This is a genomic window from Ralstonia pickettii (assembly GCF_000607165.1).
GTDB classification, from domain to species: Bacteria; Pseudomonadota; Gammaproteobacteria; order Burkholderiales; family Burkholderiaceae; genus Ralstonia; species Ralstonia holmesii.
The window spans coordinates 109,080-125,317 of sequence record NZ_JFZG01000026.1 but is presented as its reverse complement, the minus strand read 5'-3'; the positions used below and the strand labels follow the sequence as shown (position 1 = coordinate 125,317).

Annotated in this window: 14 protein-coding genes; 9 read left to right on the top strand and 5 right to left on the bottom strand. The window is 65.3% G+C overall.

What is annotated here, in order from left to right; all coding sequences use genetic code 11:
• Positions 1-18: 18 nt before the first annotated feature.
• The gene (locus BG83_RS0124130; RefSeq protein ID WP_024979160.1) at positions 19-648 is read right to left on the bottom strand and encodes a CNP1-like family protein; all 630 of its coding nucleotides are present in this window, start codon (positions 646-648) and stop codon (positions 19-21) included.
• A gap of 5 nt (positions 649-653) precedes the next feature.
• The gene (locus BG83_RS0124125) at positions 654-1,361 is read right to left on the bottom strand and encodes an RNA pyrophosphohydrolase (protein WP_024979159.1); all 708 of its coding nucleotides are present in this window, start codon (positions 1,359-1,361) and stop codon (positions 654-656) included.
• A 220-nt stretch (positions 1,362-1,581) separates the two neighbouring features.
• Here BG83_RS0124125 and BG83_RS0124120 point away from each other — a divergent pair, with 220 nt between their 5' ends.
• The 4 genes from BG83_RS0124120 (at position 1,582) to BG83_RS0124105 (ending at position 5,631) form a co-directional block, all read left to right on the top strand.
• On the top strand, positions 1,582-3,306 hold the full coding sequence (locus BG83_RS0124120; protein ID WP_024979158.1) for a proline--tRNA ligase: 1,725 nt from the start codon (positions 1,582-1,584) through the stop codon (positions 3,304-3,306).
• A gap of 23 nt (positions 3,307-3,329) precedes the next feature.
• Complete coding sequence (locus tag BG83_RS0124115) at positions 3,330-4,091, top strand: lytic transglycosylase domain-containing protein (protein ID WP_024979157.1); 762 nt, start codon at positions 3,330-3,332, stop codon at positions 4,089-4,091.
• A 66-nt stretch (positions 4,092-4,157) separates the two neighbouring features.
• Complete coding sequence (locus BG83_RS0124110; protein WP_024979156.1) at positions 4,158-5,024, top strand: 2OG-Fe(II) oxygenase; 867 nt, start codon at positions 4,158-4,160, stop codon at positions 5,022-5,024.
• 13 nt (positions 5,025-5,037) lie between these two features.
• On the top strand, positions 5,038-5,631 hold the full coding sequence (locus BG83_RS0124105; protein ID WP_024979155.1) for a MarC family protein: 594 nt from the start codon (positions 5,038-5,040) through the stop codon (positions 5,629-5,631).
• 67 nt (positions 5,632-5,698) lie between these two features.
• On the opposite strand, the gene BG83_RS0124100 is transcribed toward BG83_RS0124105, so the two are convergent.
• Together BG83_RS0124100 and ffh are read right to left on the bottom strand one after the other, a co-directional pair.
• The gene (locus BG83_RS0124100; protein ID WP_024979154.1) at positions 5,699-6,247 is read right to left on the bottom strand and encodes a hypoxanthine-guanine phosphoribosyltransferase; all 549 of its coding nucleotides are present in this window, start codon (positions 6,245-6,247) and stop codon (positions 5,699-5,701) included.
• Positions 6,248-6,315: 68 nt separating this feature from the next.
• Positions 6,316-7,731 carry a signal recognition particle protein gene (ffh, locus tag BG83_RS0124095; protein WP_024979153.1) on the bottom strand — a complete coding sequence of 472 codons (1,416 nt, stop codon included), beginning with the start codon at positions 7,729-7,731 and terminating at the stop codon, positions 6,316-6,318.
• A 173-nt stretch (positions 7,732-7,904) separates the two neighbouring features.
• Here ffh and BG83_RS0124090 point away from each other — a divergent pair, with 173 nt between their 5' ends.
• From BG83_RS0124090 to ampD, 5 genes are read left to right on the top strand one after another with little or no spacing between them, the layout of a single operon-like run.
• Positions 7,905-8,813 (top strand): cytochrome C assembly family protein, encoded by a 909-nt coding sequence (locus BG83_RS0124090; protein WP_024979152.1) that lies wholly within the window; start codon positions 7,905-7,907, stop codon positions 8,811-8,813.
• 45 nt (positions 8,814-8,858) lie between these two features.
• Positions 8,859-9,125 (top strand): hypothetical protein, encoded by a 267-nt coding sequence (locus BG83_RS0124085; RefSeq protein ID WP_024979151.1) that lies wholly within the window; start codon positions 8,859-8,861, stop codon positions 9,123-9,125.
• On the top strand, positions 9,122-11,161 hold the full coding sequence (locus BG83_RS0124080; RefSeq protein WP_024979150.1) for an ATP-binding protein: 2,040 nt from the start codon (positions 9,122-9,124) through the stop codon (positions 11,159-11,161). The genes BG83_RS0124085 and BG83_RS0124080 overlap by 4 nt, the downstream gene beginning before the upstream one ends.
• A 39-nt stretch (positions 11,162-11,200) precedes the next feature.
• Positions 11,201-12,823 carry a sigma-54-dependent transcriptional regulator gene (locus BG83_RS0124075; RefSeq protein WP_024979149.1) on the top strand — a complete coding sequence of 541 codons (1,623 nt, stop codon included), beginning with the start codon at positions 11,201-11,203 and terminating at the stop codon, positions 12,821-12,823.
• Positions 12,816-13,412, top strand: a complete 597-nt coding sequence (ampD, locus tag BG83_RS0124070) for a 1,6-anhydro-N-acetylmuramyl-L-alanine amidase AmpD (RefSeq protein WP_024979148.1) — start codon at positions 12,816-12,818, stop codon at positions 13,410-13,412. Before BG83_RS0124075 ends, ampD begins: the two co-directional genes overlap by 8 nt.
• Positions 13,413-14,066: 654 nt before the next feature.
• Here ampD and BG83_RS0124065 read toward each other — a convergent pair.
• Positions 14,067-16,226, bottom strand: coding sequence for a phosphocholine-specific phospholipase C (locus tag BG83_RS0124065; RefSeq protein WP_024979147.1), 2,160 nt, complete (start codon positions 16,224-16,226; stop codon positions 14,067-14,069).
• Positions 16,227-16,238: the final 12 nt, after the last annotated feature.

Below are 16,238 nucleotides of genomic sequence, written 5' to 3'. Positions count from 1 at the left end.
CCAAATACCCCGCGCTCTTTACGGCCCGAAATAGCGCCCGCTGCCGCCCAACCGTTGCACGAGCGTAGAAGCCTTTCCATCTCCCGCTACTGAGCGCACGTCGCAGAAGTAAGAGCGCATCAGCGCCGACGCGTAGTCCGTCGGCCCGCCATTGCCAACGCGCTGCCAATCGGTGGCCGGCTTGTAGGCGTTCATGCTGGCGGATTCAGCATTCGCGGTTTCGTTCATGTCGACCGCGCGGTTGCCGACCCACTGGTTGGTGTCATTGCGCAGCGTCGCATAGATGCGTCGCTCGGCCGTGTCGCAGCGCAGGCCTTCGTAGTTCACGTTGCGCGCGCCGGTCTTACTGGTGATCAGCACGGTGTAGCGCACTACGTTGTCCTTGCCGATCGACACCGATTTCGGATCGATGGCAAAGCGCAGCGGCGAATCATTGCGGCCGCCCACATCGAACGGCACGGCATCGCGATCGACCGGCGGGGCCGGGAAGGTCACAGCGTCTTCCTTGAAGGGCTTGTCGTTGAATGGGTCCATCAACAGCTTGTCTTCGAGGTCGCCGGTGCGGTTATGGCCACATGCCGTCAACGCCAGCGCAGCCGCCAGCGCGAGCGGCACGAGAGCGCGGCGCGCTCCACGTGTCGTCGTCATCAAATTCACGAATTGTCCTTAGGAGCCGTGTCGTCAGGGTTGGGAGAGGAGGGGGCAGGTGCGGATACGCTCACCGTTTCGACGATGACCGTCGTGGTGGTGACGGTCAGGGCTGGCTGGGCGTACTGCTCGTTTCGGCCGCTCTGGCCGCCAGAACGTTCACGGTGATCGCGCGCATCACGTCCGTCGCGCTCACGGTGCTGCCCGCCGCGCCCGTAGGGCGAGAGCGGTGCGCGCGTCTGCCGCTGCACGAAGCGCGAAAGCTCCGACAGCGCTAACTGATACACCTCGCGCTTGAACTCGATGACGGCTTCGAGCGGCACCCAGTACTGGCTCCACCGCCACGCATCGAATTCCGGATGCTCGGTGGCGCGCAGCTGGATGTCGCAGTCGCGACCGACCATGCGCAGCAGGAACCAGATCTGTTTCTGGCCCCGGTAATGGCCGCGAATTTCGCGGCGGATGAACTTGTCCGGCACCTCATACCGCAGCCAGTCGCGCGTGCGACCGACGATCCGGACGTGTTCTGGCAACAGGCCGACTTCTTCGTGCAGTTCGCGGAACATCGCTTGTTCGGGCGTTTCGCCGTATTTGATGCCGCCTTGTGGAAACTGCCAGGAGTGCTCGCCAATGCGCTTGCCCCAGAACACCTCGTTTCTTGCGTTGATGAGGATGATGCCGACGTTCGGGCGGAAGCCTTCACGATCGAGCATGACTGCACCTCGAATACTTTAGAATTACGCCGATTATAGAGCGGCCCGTCGCTCGGCTGTCACAGACGCCGAAATGTTGCCGCTCACTCGCGCCTCCTGGGGGAGGGGTGCCGATTGCGCGAATGTGCGCCCGGCGCCTCGTCTCATCTCCTGATTCCGGTGGCTTTTGCCCTTGTTTTCGCGGCTTTGGTTGGCCGCGTCATCCCTTATTGTCAGTCGCATGAAAGCGTCCCAATTCTTCATTTCCACGCTCAAGGAAGCGCCCGCCGACGCGGAGATCGTCTCGCACAAGTTGATGATGCGTGCCGGCATGATCAAGAAGCTTGGCGCGGGCCTCTATACGTATATGCCCGTGGGGTTGCGCGTGATCCGCAAGGTTGAGCAGATCGTGCGTGAGGAAATGAATGCCGCTGGCGCGGTGGAAGTGCTGATGCCGGTGGTACAGCCGGGCGAGCTGTGGCAGGAGACCGGCCGCTGGGACAAGATGGGCGACGAACTGCTGCGTTTCAAGGATCGCCACGAGCGCGACTTCGTCATGCAGCCGACGTCGGAGGAAGTGGTGACCGACATCGCCCGCACCGAAATCCGCTCGTACAAGCAACTGCCGGTCAATTTCTACCAGATCCAGACCAAGTTCCGTGACGAGCGCCGCCCGCGTTTCGGCATCATGCGCGGCCGTGAATTCACGATGAAGGACGCGTACTCCTTCGACCGCGACGCCGAGGGCCTGAAGGTGTCGTACCAGAAGATGTACGACGCCTACACGCGCATCTTTCAGCGCTTCGGCCTGGAATTCCGTGCGGTGGCCGCCGATAACGGCGCCATCGGCGGGTCTGGCTCGCACGAATTCCACGTGATTGCCGACACGGGCGAAGACGCCATCATCTATTGCCCAGATTCGGACTACGCCGCCAACATCGAGGCCGCCGAAGCCGTGGCTCCGGCCGCGCCGCGTGGGGCTGCCACCGAGGCGCTTACCAAGACGCATACGCCGGGTCGCGCCAAGTGCGAGGCCGTGGCCGAACAATTGGGTATCCCGCTGCAGCGCACGATCAAATCCATCGTGCTGGCAACCGAAGTCGAGGGCGGAGAGCCCCAGATCTGGCTGCTGCTGCTGCGCGGCGATCACGAACTCAACGAGGTCAAGGCATCGAAGGTGCCCGGCCTGGCCGACTTCCGCTTTGCCACCGAAGGTGAAATCCTGCGCGCGTTCGGCACGCGCCCGGGCTATCTCGGCCCGATCGGCACGAAGCTGCCGGTGAAGGTCGTGGCCGATCGCACGGCGGCTGCCATGAGTGATTTCGTGGTCGGCGCCAACGAAGAGGATTACCACTTCACTGGCGTGAACTGGGGCCGCGATCTGCCCGAGCCCGAGGTCTACGACCTACGTAACGTGGTGGCGGGCGATCCGTCGCCGGATGGCAAGGGCACGCTGGCCATCTGCCGCGGCATCGAAGTCGGTCACGTCTTCATGCTGGGCACGCGTTACTCCGAGGCGATGAACGCGACGTTCCTCGATGAAAACGGCAAGACCCAGCCGATGGTGATGGGCTGCTACGGCATCGGCATCACGCGGATTCTGGGTGCGGCCATCGAGCAGAACTACGATGCGCGCGGGATCATCTGGCCGGCGTCGATCGCGCCGTTCCAGGTGGTGATCTGCCCGGTGGGTTACGACCGCTCCGACGCCGTGCGCGAAGAAGCGGACCGCCTGCACGCCGAACTGGTCGCCGCCGGTATCGACGTGATGCTGGACGATCGCGGCGAGCGCCCCGGCGCGATGTTCGCCGACTGGGAGCTGATCGGTGTGCCGTTCCGCGTGGTGGTGGGCGACCGCGGCCTGAAGGACGGCAAGCTGGAATTCCAGGGCCGCCGCGACGAAGCTGCCACCGCCGTGGCACCGGCCGACGTGCTGGCTACGCTGAAGGCGCGTCTCGCGCAATAACGCAACGACAGGACCCACCACGCATGCCCCGCTTGTTCTCCGCCCGCCTGATCGCCACTGCGCTGTGCGCAGGGGCGTTGCTCGCGGGCACGCAGGCGGCGTGGGCGGGCGCCCAGAAAGAGGAGTACCTGGCGGACTCCGTGCGCAGTGCGCTGTCTGCCGCAGTGGCCGATAGCCGCCCGCTGCGCCCGGTCTTTGCCAGCAACGACGAACAACTCGGCTACCTGCGCTGGCTGGCCGAGATGTCGGTGCGCATGTCGGGCAAGATTCCGCAGGCATCGGTACGCGTCGAGCTGATCGAGACGGCGTATTACGAAGCCAAGCGCGCAGGCCTGGACCCGGCGCTGGTGCTCGGCCTCATCCAGGTGGAAAGCGGTTTCCGCAAGTACGCCATGAGCAGTGCCGGTGCCATGGGCCTGATGCAGGTGATGCCGTTCTGGACACGCAGCATCGGCGATAACGACGCGCGCAAGCTCTTCCATCTGCAGAGCAACCTGCGTTATGGCTGCACGATCCTGCGTCATTACCTCGACATGGAAGGCGGCAATCTGTATCTGGCGCTGGGCCGCTACAACGGCAGCCGGGGGCAGCCGCAATATCCGAATGCCGTGCTGGCCGCCTGGAAGCGCTGGCAATATCAGGAGTCGAGCGCGATGACGGTGTCTGCGCCGGTTCCTGCCGAGCCCCTTCGGCCCGCTCCGCGTGCCAAGGCGTTGCCGGAAGTGCCGGCGCGCAATCCGTTCTCGCCGCTGCGTATTGCTGGCGGTCCGGCTGGCGGTTCGTGATCTTCAGTCGACGAACGGTCGGCCTACAATAGGGCCATCTTTCGCTCGCCCGCATCTCCATCCCGCATGTCCACCTCCCAACCGTACGCGACGATGTCTGACGCGCTGCGCGACTGGCTGCAGCGTCACGTGACCGAAGGTTTCGAAGCCGAATCCCTGGTGGCGTCGATGGTGCAATCTGGCTACGACCGCGCCTTCGCGCGCCGTGTCGTCGATGAGGCACTGACCGCCCGCGCGCCCGCTCCGATTGCTGCGCCCTCGCCTACACCCGTCGCCGATCAGGCGGTCGAAAACAGCAACGCCGTGCATACCGCCGATGGCGATATCCCCATCCTGTTTGCGATCGAAACGCCGCGCATCGTGCTGTTCCAGCACTTTCTGTCGGACGCCGAGTGCGACGAACTGATCGCGATCGGGCGCAACCGCCTCAAACGTTCGCCCGTGGTGAATCCCGATACGGGCGAGGAAAATCTAATTTCGGCACGCACCAGCCAGGGCGGGATGTTCCAAGTGGGCGAGCATCCCTTGATTGCCAAGATCGAGGCACGCATCGCGCAGGCCGTGGGCGTGCCGGTCGAACACGGCGAAGGCTTCCAGGTCCTGAACTACCAGCCCGGCGGCGAATATCAGCCGCACTTCGACTTCTTCAACCCGGGCCGCAGCGGCGAGGCACGCCAGCTTGAAGTCGGCGGCCAGCGCGTGGCTACCATGGTCATCTACCTGAACAGCGTGCAGGCCGGCGGCGCGACGGGCTTTCCGAAGCTCGGGCTGGAGGTGGCGCCGGTCAAGGGCAACGCGGTCTTTTTCGTCTACAAACGCCCCGACGGGACGCTGGACGAAGACACGCTGCATGCCGGGCTGCCGGTCGAGCGCGGTGAGAAATGGATCGCCACCAAATGGCTGCGTGAACGCCCCTATCGTCGCGGCGCCTGATCAACGTTGGGCGATGGAATACACGTTCCTCTCTGCGACCGTCCTGCTGGTGCTGATCACCGATCCGCTCGGCAACATCCCCATCTTCATCTCGGCGCTGAGGCCGGTAGCGCCTGAGCGCCGCAACCGCGTCGTGCTGCGCGAGGTCGGTATTGCGTTCGTGCTGCTGCTCGTCTTCATGTTCTTCGGCGAGAGTTTCCTGCGCATGATGAGCCTGACCGACATGTCGCTGCAGATTGCCGGCGGCATCGTGCTGTTCTTGATCGCGCTGCGGATGATCTTCCCGCGTGAAGGTGGTGCAGAGTCGCAGCCCACCGGTGAGCCCTTCATCGTGCCGCTGGCGATTCCGGCCATTGCGGGGCCGTCGGCGATGGCCACGGTGATGCTGCTCGTGTCACAGGCGCCCGGGCGCATGTGGACGTGGGTCGGCTCGCTGTGCGCGACGATGGCCGTGTGCGCCGTGGTGCTACTGAGCGCCACGCACATCCAGCGCCTCGTGGGCGAGCGCACGGTGATGGCGTTCGAGCGCCTGATGGGGCTGATTCTGGTGGCGATCTCGGTGGAGATGCTGCTCAAGGGCATCCGCACGTTCGCGCACCAGCTTTGAACGCGGGGCGTGGGCAAACAAAAAGGGCGACACATTAGTCGCCCTTTTTGTTTGCCGCGGTGCCGCCTCAGGTGTTCTTGAGCGCGCGGATGGTCGGCAGGTTGCGCCAGTAGCCCTTGGCGTCCATGCCGCAGCCGAACACGTAGCGGTCCGGCACGTTGAAACCGCAGAAGTCCGGGTACAGCGGCTTGGACTTGCTGAGCGTCTTCTCGCACAGCACGGCGGAATAGAACTCCGCGGCACCCATGTCGATGATGCGCGAACGGATGGCGGCCATCGTCTCGCCTTCATCGAGGATGTCGTCCAGCACCAGCACCGTGCGGCCCTTGACCGATTCGCGCGGTGCCACGCGCCACTGCATCTCGCCGCCCACCGTCTTGTTGTTGTAGCGCGAGAGGTGGATGTAGTCGAACTCCAGCGGGAAAGCCAGCTTGGGCAGCAGCATGCCGGTAAAGACGGCCGCGCCGCCCATCACGGATAGCACCATCGGAAAGGTGTCACCGATCTTCTCGGTGATCTGTTCGGCCATGCGGTCCAGCGAGCCGCGCACGGCGTCTTCGCTGACGATTTCTTCGGAGTTGGCCCAGAGTTCGCGGGCCTGTTCTGCGCTCAGCATCGTGTCAGTTCGGTGAAACGGTTCGGTGTGTCGATCAAAGGTGCGATTCAGGAAGGAGGGTAGCCCGCTCAGCGGCCGCCGAACATCCCCTTCATGCCGCCTTTCATGCCGCCCATGGCGCGCATCATCTTCATCATGCCGCCGCCTTTGAGCTTTTTCATCATGGATTGCATCTGCTCGAATTGGTTGAGCAGACGGTTGACTTCCTGCACCTGCACGCCCGCACCGGCGGCAATGCGGCGCTTGCGGCTCGCCTTGATGAGTTCGGGTTTGGCACGCTCGGCGGCCGTCATGCTGTTGATGATGCCTTCCATGCGGCGGACCTGCTTTTCGGCCTGGTCCATGTTGGCACCCTGCGCCTGCTGCGCGAACTGTGCAGGCAGCTTGTCCATCAGGCCGCCCAGGCCGCCCATCTTCTTCATCTGGCCAATCTGGGCCTTGAAGTCTTCGAGATCGAAGCCGCCGGTCTTCTTGATCTTGGCGGCAAGCTTCTGCGCCTCTTCCATGTCGACACCACGCTGGGCTTCTTCCACCAGCGCGAGGATGTCGCCCATGCCCAGAATCCGCTGGGCCATGCGGTCGGGATAGAACGGCTCCAGCCCGTCGAGCTTTTCGGCCACGCCGACGAACTTGATCGGCTTGCCCGTGATGTGACGCACCGACAGCGCCGCGCCACCGCGCGCATCCCCGTCGAGCTTGGTCAACACCACGCCGGTCAGAGGCAGGGTGTCGTTGAAGGCCTTGGCGGTGTTGACGGCATCCTGGCCGAGCATCGCGTCGACCACGAACAGCGTTTCGGCCGGCTTGAGCGTGGCGTGGAGCGCGGCGATTTCTTGCATCATCGCCTCGTCGATGCCAAGGCGGCCGGCGGTATCGACGATCAGCACGTCGTGGTAGTGCTTCTTGGCCCAGTCCAGTGCTGCAGCGGCAATGTCTACAGGCTTCTGGTCCGGCTGCGAGGGGAAGAAGTCCGCGCCGACCTGCTCGGAAACAGTCTTCAACTGCGCGATGGCGGCGGGGCGATATACGTCGCACGACACCGTCAGCACTTTCTTCTTCTTGTTCTCTTTGAGCCACTTGGCGAGCTTGCCGACCGTGGTGGTCTTACCCGCGCCCTGCAGACCGGCCATGAGGATGATCGCGGGCGGCGTGACGTTGAGGTTCAGCTCCGCCGCGCGGCCGCCCATGATGTTGCTGCCGACGCCTTCCAGCGCTTCCTGGCCGCCGATGATGGCCGTCAGTTCGCGCTGCACGATGCCGACCAGCGCCTGGCCAGGCGAAAGGCTCGTGATGACGTCTTCGCCGAGCGCTTTTTCCTTGACGCGGGCAATGAACTCGCGCACGACCGGCAGCGCCACGTCGGCTTCGAGCAGTGCCAGGCGGACTTCGCGCAGCATCTCGGCGGTGTTGGCTTCGGTCAGGCGCGCTTCGCCGCGCATGGTCTTGACCACGCGCGCAAGCCGTTGGGTCAGGTTATCCAGCATGACAGTGACAGAGATCCGGAATTGGGGACGGGATGAAGAGGAGGCCGGCGCGCATTTGGCTTGCACCGGCAGGGAATGTACTTAATGCGCGCATGTTGCGTTCCCGCCCAACGAGGCTTTCGGCGGGGGCAGGCCCCAGCCAAAACCGGGGTGCGCTGCGGTAAACTGTGCAAATGGCAATTGTACTGTATGCGCTGACGGCGCTTCTCTACGGCATCCTCGCTTCGGTAGCGTGGGCGCGACGCGGTGGGCTGGGTGCCCAGGCCCCGGCGGGAGCCATGGCGGCAGGTGGTCCGTCGCCGGGTGCCACGGTGCTCGTTCCGCCGCCTCCGGGCGCCGCCGACACGGTCCCGGCCTGGTGGCGCTGGGGTTTGCTGGCCGCTTTGATCGCGCACGGGTTCCTGTTGCACGAGACGATTTTCCCGGCCAGCGCCATGGTATTTGGCTTTGCCTATGCGCTGTCGGCCATGCTGTGGCTGGGCGTGGGCATTTTCTGGATCGAAAGCCTTTTCTTCTCGCTTGCCGGCCTCGGCCTGCTCGTGATGCCGGTGGCGCTGGTCGGAAGCCTGTTGCCGGTGGTCTTCCCTGGCACGCAGATTCTCGGCTATGCGGCCAGCCCGCTGTTCAAGCTGCACTTCGCTATTGCCAACGTCGCCTACGGGCTGTTCACGCTGGCGGCATTCCACGCGATCCTCATGCTGGCTGCAGAGCGCCGACTGCATACGATCAACCGGCCGGAGGCAAGCTGGTTCAGCCGCTGGCTGGATCTGTTGCCGCCGCTGCTCACGCTTGAGAAACTGCTGTTCCGCCTGATCGGCGCGGGCTTCGTGCTCTTGACGCTGACGATCGCATCGGGCGTGCTGTTCTCCGAGCAACTGTTCCACAGCGCCTTCCATTTCGATCACAAGAACATCTTTGCCGTGCTGTCCTGGGCGATGTTCGGTGGCATCCTGATCGGTCGGCGTTTTCGCGGCTGGCGCGGACGTGTAGCGCTGCGCTGGGTGATGGCGTCCTTTGCGATCCTGCTGCTGGCGTACGTGGGCAGCCGCTTCGTGCTCGAAGTCATCCTGCATCGCGCCTAGTGCGCCCCTGGCGCCTGCGCCGTTACTTGTCCTTGTCTGTTCTCCATGTCCCGTCCTGTCCTGCTGATCCTGATGCTGCTCGCCGGCTGGTGGTGGTTGAGCCGCCTTGGGACGCGTTCCTCCCGCTCTTCGGGGCAGGGCCAGGCAGCCTCGCGCGGGCAGGGCGCGGCCAATCGCACGCCTGAGCCCCAGGCCTCGCAACCCATCGAGCAATGTGCCGTGTGCGGCGTGCATGCACCGCGCACCGGCATGATCGCGCTGCCGGGCGGCCGCTATCGCTGCCCCGAGCATGCTGACCGAGGCAACACGTGACGCCCGAAGCGTCGGGTGCCGTGCGGGCAACACCATCCGCCGCGCGTAGCCTGCTCTCGCGCCTGAACGCCTGGCGCGCGCTCCGTTCGGTCTGGCTGGAGCCCGATCCGCCTGAATTCCAGTGGCGCCTGCTGCGCTATTTCGCCTTCAGCCGCGCAGCGGTGGCGCTGGTGCTGTTGCTGTTCGTGATGGTGCCGCGCGAGCACAACGACGCAGTCGGCCTGCCCAATAGCGATGCCCTGCTTAGCCTGACGCTGCCGTATCTGGCGATGGCCCAGCTGATTCTGGCGGCGGCCGGCTGGTGGCGCACGCGATTCCAATTCCGCGTGCGACTGGACGTGGTGCTCGATCTGCTGTTCCTGGGGCTGGCGTATGCGACGCTCTCGCGCCTGTCGGCCAGCGTGGCGATGGTGCTGCTGGTGCCCGTGCTGGCCGCCGGCGCGCTCACCAGCCTGCTGTTTGCGCTGTTCACGGCGGCCGTGGCCTCGATCGTGGTGCTGGCCGATCCGTTCCTGCGGATGATGAGCGACGGAGTGATTGCGCCGGGGCTGGCATCTGCCGGGCTGTACGGCCTGGTCTACATGATGGCCGCGTCGATGATGTACGGCCTGTCGCATCGCCAGATCGCGCAGGAACGTTTGACGATGGCCCGCGAGCGCGAGCTGCGTCTGCAACAGCTCGTCAACCGCCTGATGGTCTACGACATGCAGGACGGCGTGATGCTGGTGCGTGCCGATGGCCGTGTCGTTGCAGCCAACCCGGCTGCGGCCATGCTGCTGGGCGTGCCACAGAGCGCGTTTGTCGGCAGCGGTGCGATGTTGTTTGACTTGAAGGACGTGCCGCACCTGCGCCCGCTGCTCGAAATGCTGCGCCAGTGGCTGCGCCGCAAGAGCCGTCCCACCGATGGCACCGGTGACGACGATGCACCGCGCATCCTCGACCTACTGCCCGTTGCCTCGGGCGGCCGGGGTGGCCGCGCCATGTTGAGCGCTCGCCTGCGCCTGCGCTTCATCCTGCCGAGCCTGGCCAACCTGCGCAGCGTCTATATGGATAGCCTCGTCAGCTCGATCGGCCGGGGCCTGCCGGGCGAGGGCGGCGAGATGCGTCCACGTATTCCGTCGGCCGAGGCCACCGCACAGGGCTGGTCGGTGGACGACGAAGCGTTTCTGCGCCACGAGTTGCATGACACCGTGCTGGTCCATGTGGAAAGCTGGGAGCGTGTGGCGGAGCAGGCGCAGCAGGAAAAGCTGGCCTCGATGGGGCGGCTGGTGGCCAGCGTCGCGCACCAGATCCGCAACCCGCTGGCCGCGATCAGCCAGGCCGCGGAACTGCTGGACGATCCGGGCGACGGCCAGGATGGCGGCGCACACGTGCGTCCGGAAAGCTCCGGCGTGGAGACGCGCCTGCTGCGCATCATCCGTGACAACGTGCGCCGGCTCGATCAGGTGGTCGCCGACGTGCTGATGCTCTCGCGCCGCCCGCGTGGCGAACGCGTGCGCGTGCAACTGGCGCAGGTGCTGCCGGAGGTGGTCGAGCGCTGGCGTGCCGAGGCCCTGCGCCGCGCAGGTGAAGCAACCGAGATCAACCCGAACCTAGTACGCGTGGCGGTCGACCTGGACAAGCCCGTGCTGTTCGACCCGGCGCAGTTGCAGCAGGTCGTGGGCAATATGCTCGACAACGCGCTGCGCTATTGCCGCCGTGTGCCGGGTTCGATCCAGCTGGCGGCCTACGCGCTGGACGATACCCACGCCGAACTCGTGATCTGGAACGACGGCCCCGAAGTGCCGACCGAACAGCAACGCAGCCTGTTCGAGCCGTTCTTCACGAATGACGCACAAGGCACTGGTCTGGGCCTCTACATGGCCCGCGAGTTGTGTAGCGCCAACGATGCGCAGATCCGTTACGGTGCCATCGCACTGGAATCCTTGCTCGATCGCACCGGAGCGTTGACCATGGAGGCGCGCGACACATTGCCGCGCCGCGCCTTCGTCATCACCCTGATGTTTGACCAACCTGCCTTGGCCGTAGCGGAATGATCCGCTGGCCGCGAATTTCCGCCGATCTTCTGCTGATTCATGTCCAAAGCCGCCATCGTTCGCGAACCCATTCTCGTCGTCGATGACGAAGCCGACCTGCGCGAGCTGCTGGAGATATCCCTGCGCCGCATGGGGCACGACGTCGTGCTCGCCAGCGGGCTGGCCGAAGCGCGCGAGGCGCTCTCGCGCCAGCGTTTCGCACTCGTGCTGACCGACATGCGCCTGGGCGATGGCCTGGGCATTGAGCTCGTGCGCCAGCTCTCTGCCACGGCAGATCGCACGCCGGTGGCCGTCATCACCGCTTATGGCAGCGCCGAGAACGCGGTCGAAGCGCTCAAGGCCGGTGCGTTCGATTACATCGCCAAGCCGCTCTCGCTGGACCAGTTGCGCAGCCTCGTGCTCAACGCGCTGGGTCGCCAGCAACGCGATCCCGATCCCGGTAATGCCGACTTGGTGGAGCGCACCAACGACCTGCTGCCAGGCCATTCCGCCGCGATGCAGGAAGTGCGCCGTTCGCTGATGCGCCTGTCGCGCAGCATGGCGCCGGTGGTGATCAGCGGCGAATCCGGCAGCGGCAAGGAGCGCGCTGCGCGCGCTGTGCATGCCCTGTCTGCGCGTGCATCGCGGCCGTTTGTGGCGGTCAACTGCGGTGCGATTCCCGAGAACCTGATGGAAGCCGAGTTTTTCGGCTACGTGAAAGGCGCTTTTACCGGCGCGGACAGCGATCGCCAGGGGTTCTTCCAGGCGGCCAATGGCGGCACGCTCATGCTCGATGAGGTGGCCGACCTGCCGCTCACGATGCAGGTGAAATTGCTGCGCGCGTTGCAGGAGCGCCGCGTGCGCAAGATCGGCGAGAGCCGCGAAGACCCGGTCGACGTGCGCGTCGTTTGCGCCAGCCACCAGAATCTGGCCCGCCTGGTGGCCGCCGGCCGTTTCCGCGAAGACTTGTTCTACCGCCTGAACGTGCTGGAGCTGCGCATGCCCACGCTGCGCGAGCGTGCCGAAGACGTGCCCGTGCTGGCCGGCGTACTGCTCGAACAGCTCGCCAGCCGCTACGGCGATCCGCGCCCCAAGCGCCTGACGCGTCCGGCGCTGCAGCAACTGTGCGCGTACCCGTTCCCGGGCAACGTGCGCGAGCTGGAGAACCTGCTGGAGCGTGCCTACGCGTTTGCGGAAGGCGAGTCGATCGATGTGGACGACCTTGGCGCGCTGGGCGCCGAGATCGAGCGTTCGCCGTTGTTCCACCGCACGCGCGAGGCGCAGGCTGCCGCAGCCGCCCATCACCCGATGTCGCCGCCGATGACGAGCTGGCCTGATGCCGTCTACATGCCGGCGCCTGTGCCAAGCCCCTTGGGGATGCCGCAACCGATGGCACAGCCCGAGCCGGCGCCCGTTGCGCAGCCGGCGGAGCCGTCGCTGCCGAGCGTTGCATTGCCGATCGATCTGCCGGCCTACCTGGAGTCGGTCGAGCGCAACGTGATCCTGGCCGCGCTGGACCAGACGGGCTTCAACCGCACGGCAGCGGCCAAGCTGCTCGGATTGTCATTCCGCCAGTTGCGCTATCGCATGCAGCAACTTGGCATCCGTGACCCGCGGGACATTGAAGCGCCGTCTGGCAGCGTGGGTGAACCTGCCGGAAATGGGCTGAACGGCGATGCCTGAACGGTTGCATATCGGTGCTGACGGATGGGTCGATGGCGGGCACCGACATCCGTCGCCGAATATCGACGCGCGGCCCGAAGGCATGCCGATCGACCTGATCGTGCTGCACAACATCAGCCTGCCGCCCGCGCAGACTGCTGCCGATTTCGGCACCAATCACGTGCTCGACTTCTTTACCAACACGCTCGACTGCGACGCGCATCCGTACTTCGATCAGTTGCGCGGCGTGCGCGTATCGGCGCATTTCTTCATCCGTCGCACAGGAGAGTGCGTGCAGTTTGCGCCGTGCGACGCGCGCGCGTGGCATGCCGGTGCGTCGGACTTTTTCGGCCGAACGCGCTGCAACGATTTCTCGATCGGCATCGAAATCGAGGGCACCGACGATCTGTCCTTCACGCCCGAGCAGTACGCCGCCACGGCGTCGCTCGTGCGGGCGATCTGCGCGGCGTATCCGATTACGGCGATCGCGGGGCACTCTGATATCGCACCGGGCCGCAAGACGGACCCCGGACCGCATTTCGACTGGGCGCATCTGCGTGCGCTCGGCGGGTTCAATGCGGCGTTGTTTCCGTATCAGTACGCGCTCTGACGCGACAACACCCGTTCGCTCCCCAAGGTAGGAAGGCCGAGCATCTCGACGCGGCGCCGGCACACGGCGGTAAAGCGATGACGCCTCACGGTCTGCGGCCCACGTACGAGGGTAAAACCGTGGAGTGTCACCCTCTAAGACTCAGGCGCGAGGGTGAAACTATGGAACCCCAATGTCCAGGGATCACTCGCGAGCCTAAAACCGTGGAACACCACAGTCCGAGGTTCGCGCACGAGGGTAAAACTGCGGATCACTACTGTTTGAGGCTCACGCACGACGGTAAAACCGTGGAACGTTACGGTCGGAGGGTCACGTGCGAGTGTGAAACCGTGAAGCGCGACCGTCCGAGGCCGGCGCCGTCCGTCAATCCGAGCACAACATCACGGTCCAAGGCTCGCGCACGAGGGTCTGACCCCGGCACACGACGGTGTGAGCCCGACGCGCGCCGATAAACGGCTCGAACGTCATGATGGGAAGCGCAAGCGTCGGGGCGAAACCGTGACCTTCGCCCCTCCAAGGACGACACACCGCACGCCCACCGCGGCGCGCCCGGTGCACCACGCCCACGTAGGCGTCGAAACAAAAGCGGGCAGCCTCCTTTCGAAGGCCGCCCGCGTTTTCTTCCCTGCTGATGTTTCTACTTCACTGGCTGGCTCAGTTGCCCATCGCCGGGTCGGACACGCTGTCCTTGCCCGTTTCCATCCGGCCGGCAAAGCGCCGCGTGAAGCCGCCTTGCGGCACCGTCACCGTAAAGTCGTACCAGTTGCCCTGGCGCGCGATCGGCCAGTGCTGGTCGAGCTGCTTGCCGGCTGGGATGTCGAACGTCCACGGGCCGTCGGTGCGGTAGGCGTTGGGTTTGACGGTGAAGGTGCAGCCGGCGGTGCCGGTGTTCATCATCGTGATGTAGACCTCGGCGTTGGCCAGGTCGTAGCACACGCGGATTTCCGGCGCGCTCGAACCCGCTGCCGACACGGCACTCACATCGCCCGAGAAGGCGCGGTGGAAGCCGTTGGGGCCGAGCACCCACAGGTCGTACTTGCCCTTGTCTGCGGTGAAGACGTCCCATGCATCGTCGAGCATCTTGCCGGGCTCGACCGCATAGCGGCGCGGCACGCGGTCCAGATGCAGACGGTCGTACACGTGGAAGACGGCGGCGGCCGTGCCGGTGTTGCTGAAGATCAGGCGCAGCGCGCGGTTGGTGACGTCTTCGCGCGCGCTGACGTGCAGCTCGTACGGCAGGGCGCGCGAGGGGCGGGTGCCGGTGGCTTGTGTCGGCATTTGCTGCGCCGTGACGGAGGGCAGCGGCACCTGCGGCTGCAACCCCTGCGCGGTGCGGATGGCGTCGGCAGTGGTCTTGTCGCGGCTGGGAAGCGTCGGCAGCGTTTCGTTGTTCGGGTTGACGAAGTTGAAGGCGCTGGTCAGGTCGCCCAGCACGGCGCGACGGTATGCGCTGATGTTCGTCTCCTGGACGTTGAAGCGCAGTTCCAGGAAGCGCAGCACCGAGGTGTGATCGAACGCCTGCGAGTTGACCCAGCCGCCGCGGCTCCACGGCGAGACGATGTACATCGGCACGCGCGGGCCGGGGCCATAGGGGTGTTGGTCCGTGTGGTATTCGCCGGCCGTGCTGACCGTCGATTTGCCGGCCAGCACGCCGTTGTCATAGGCGGGGGCTGCGGGCGGCGGCACGTGGTCGAAGAAGCCGTCGTTTTCATCGAAGTTGATGAACAGCACGGTCTTGCTCCACACGGCCGGGTTGGCGGTGAGCGCGTTGAGCACTTCCTGCGTGTACCACGCGCCCTGCACGGGGCTCGACGGGCCGGGGTGCTCGGAATACGTGGCCGGTGCAACGATCCACGACACCTGCGGCAGAAGGCCTGCGGCGATGTCATCCTTCAAGGCTTGCAGGAAGCCGCCGTCGGGCATGGTGTTGCCGACACCCTTGATGAGCGGGCTGACGGTTTCGTCGGCTGGCGTGTACGGCGGGAACGGGGTGCCGTCGGCCAGGTTGCCACGCGCGGCGTTGGCATCGCGGTAGGCCTTGAAGCCCGCGAGCGGGTTGTCGGTGAAGTTGTCCGGCATGTTCTGGTAGACCTTCCACGACACGCCGGCAGCCTGCAGGCGTTCCGGGTAGGTCTTCCAGTTGTACGTGACGCTGGCGTCGAGGTGGTCGCCGCTGTTGTCGATGACCGGGCCGCCCGCAGCGCCGGTCGGGTCGTTCGTGCCCGTCCAGTGGAACAGGCGGTTGGTGTTGGTGCCGCCGTGGAACGAGCAGTGGTACGCATCGCACAGCGTGAAGGCGTTGGCCAACGCGAACTGGAAGTCCAGCTCGGCCTGCTTGTAGTAGCCCATCGACTGCGTCTGCTTGTAGGTCGGCCACTTGCTCATGCGGCCGAGGTCCCATGCGTTTTGGGCATCGGGGTAGCTGTGCGGGGTGCCCGAGACGCGCTGCGCGTTGCCGGCGCTGCTGTCGAGGTAATAGGGCAGCACCGTGCGGCTCGGTCCGCTGCTTGGCACGTAGGTCTGCTGCCACACGTTCAGCCCGCCGGCCAGCGGAATGGGGAAGCGGTCGCCGAAGCCGCGCACACCTTGCAGCGTGCCGAAGTAATTGTCGAACGAGCGGTTCTCCTGCATCAGGATCACCACGTGTTCAACGTCGCGCATCGTGCCGGTGGCGTTGTTGGCCGGAATCGCCAGCGCACGGCGGATCGACGGCGGGAAGGCGGCGAGCGCAGCGGCGGAAATCGCGCCCGTGCTGGCCATCTTGAGGAAGTTGCGGCGGCTGCCGTTGTTGGCGTGGTTCGTGTCGGAAGTCATGTCGGTCTCAAA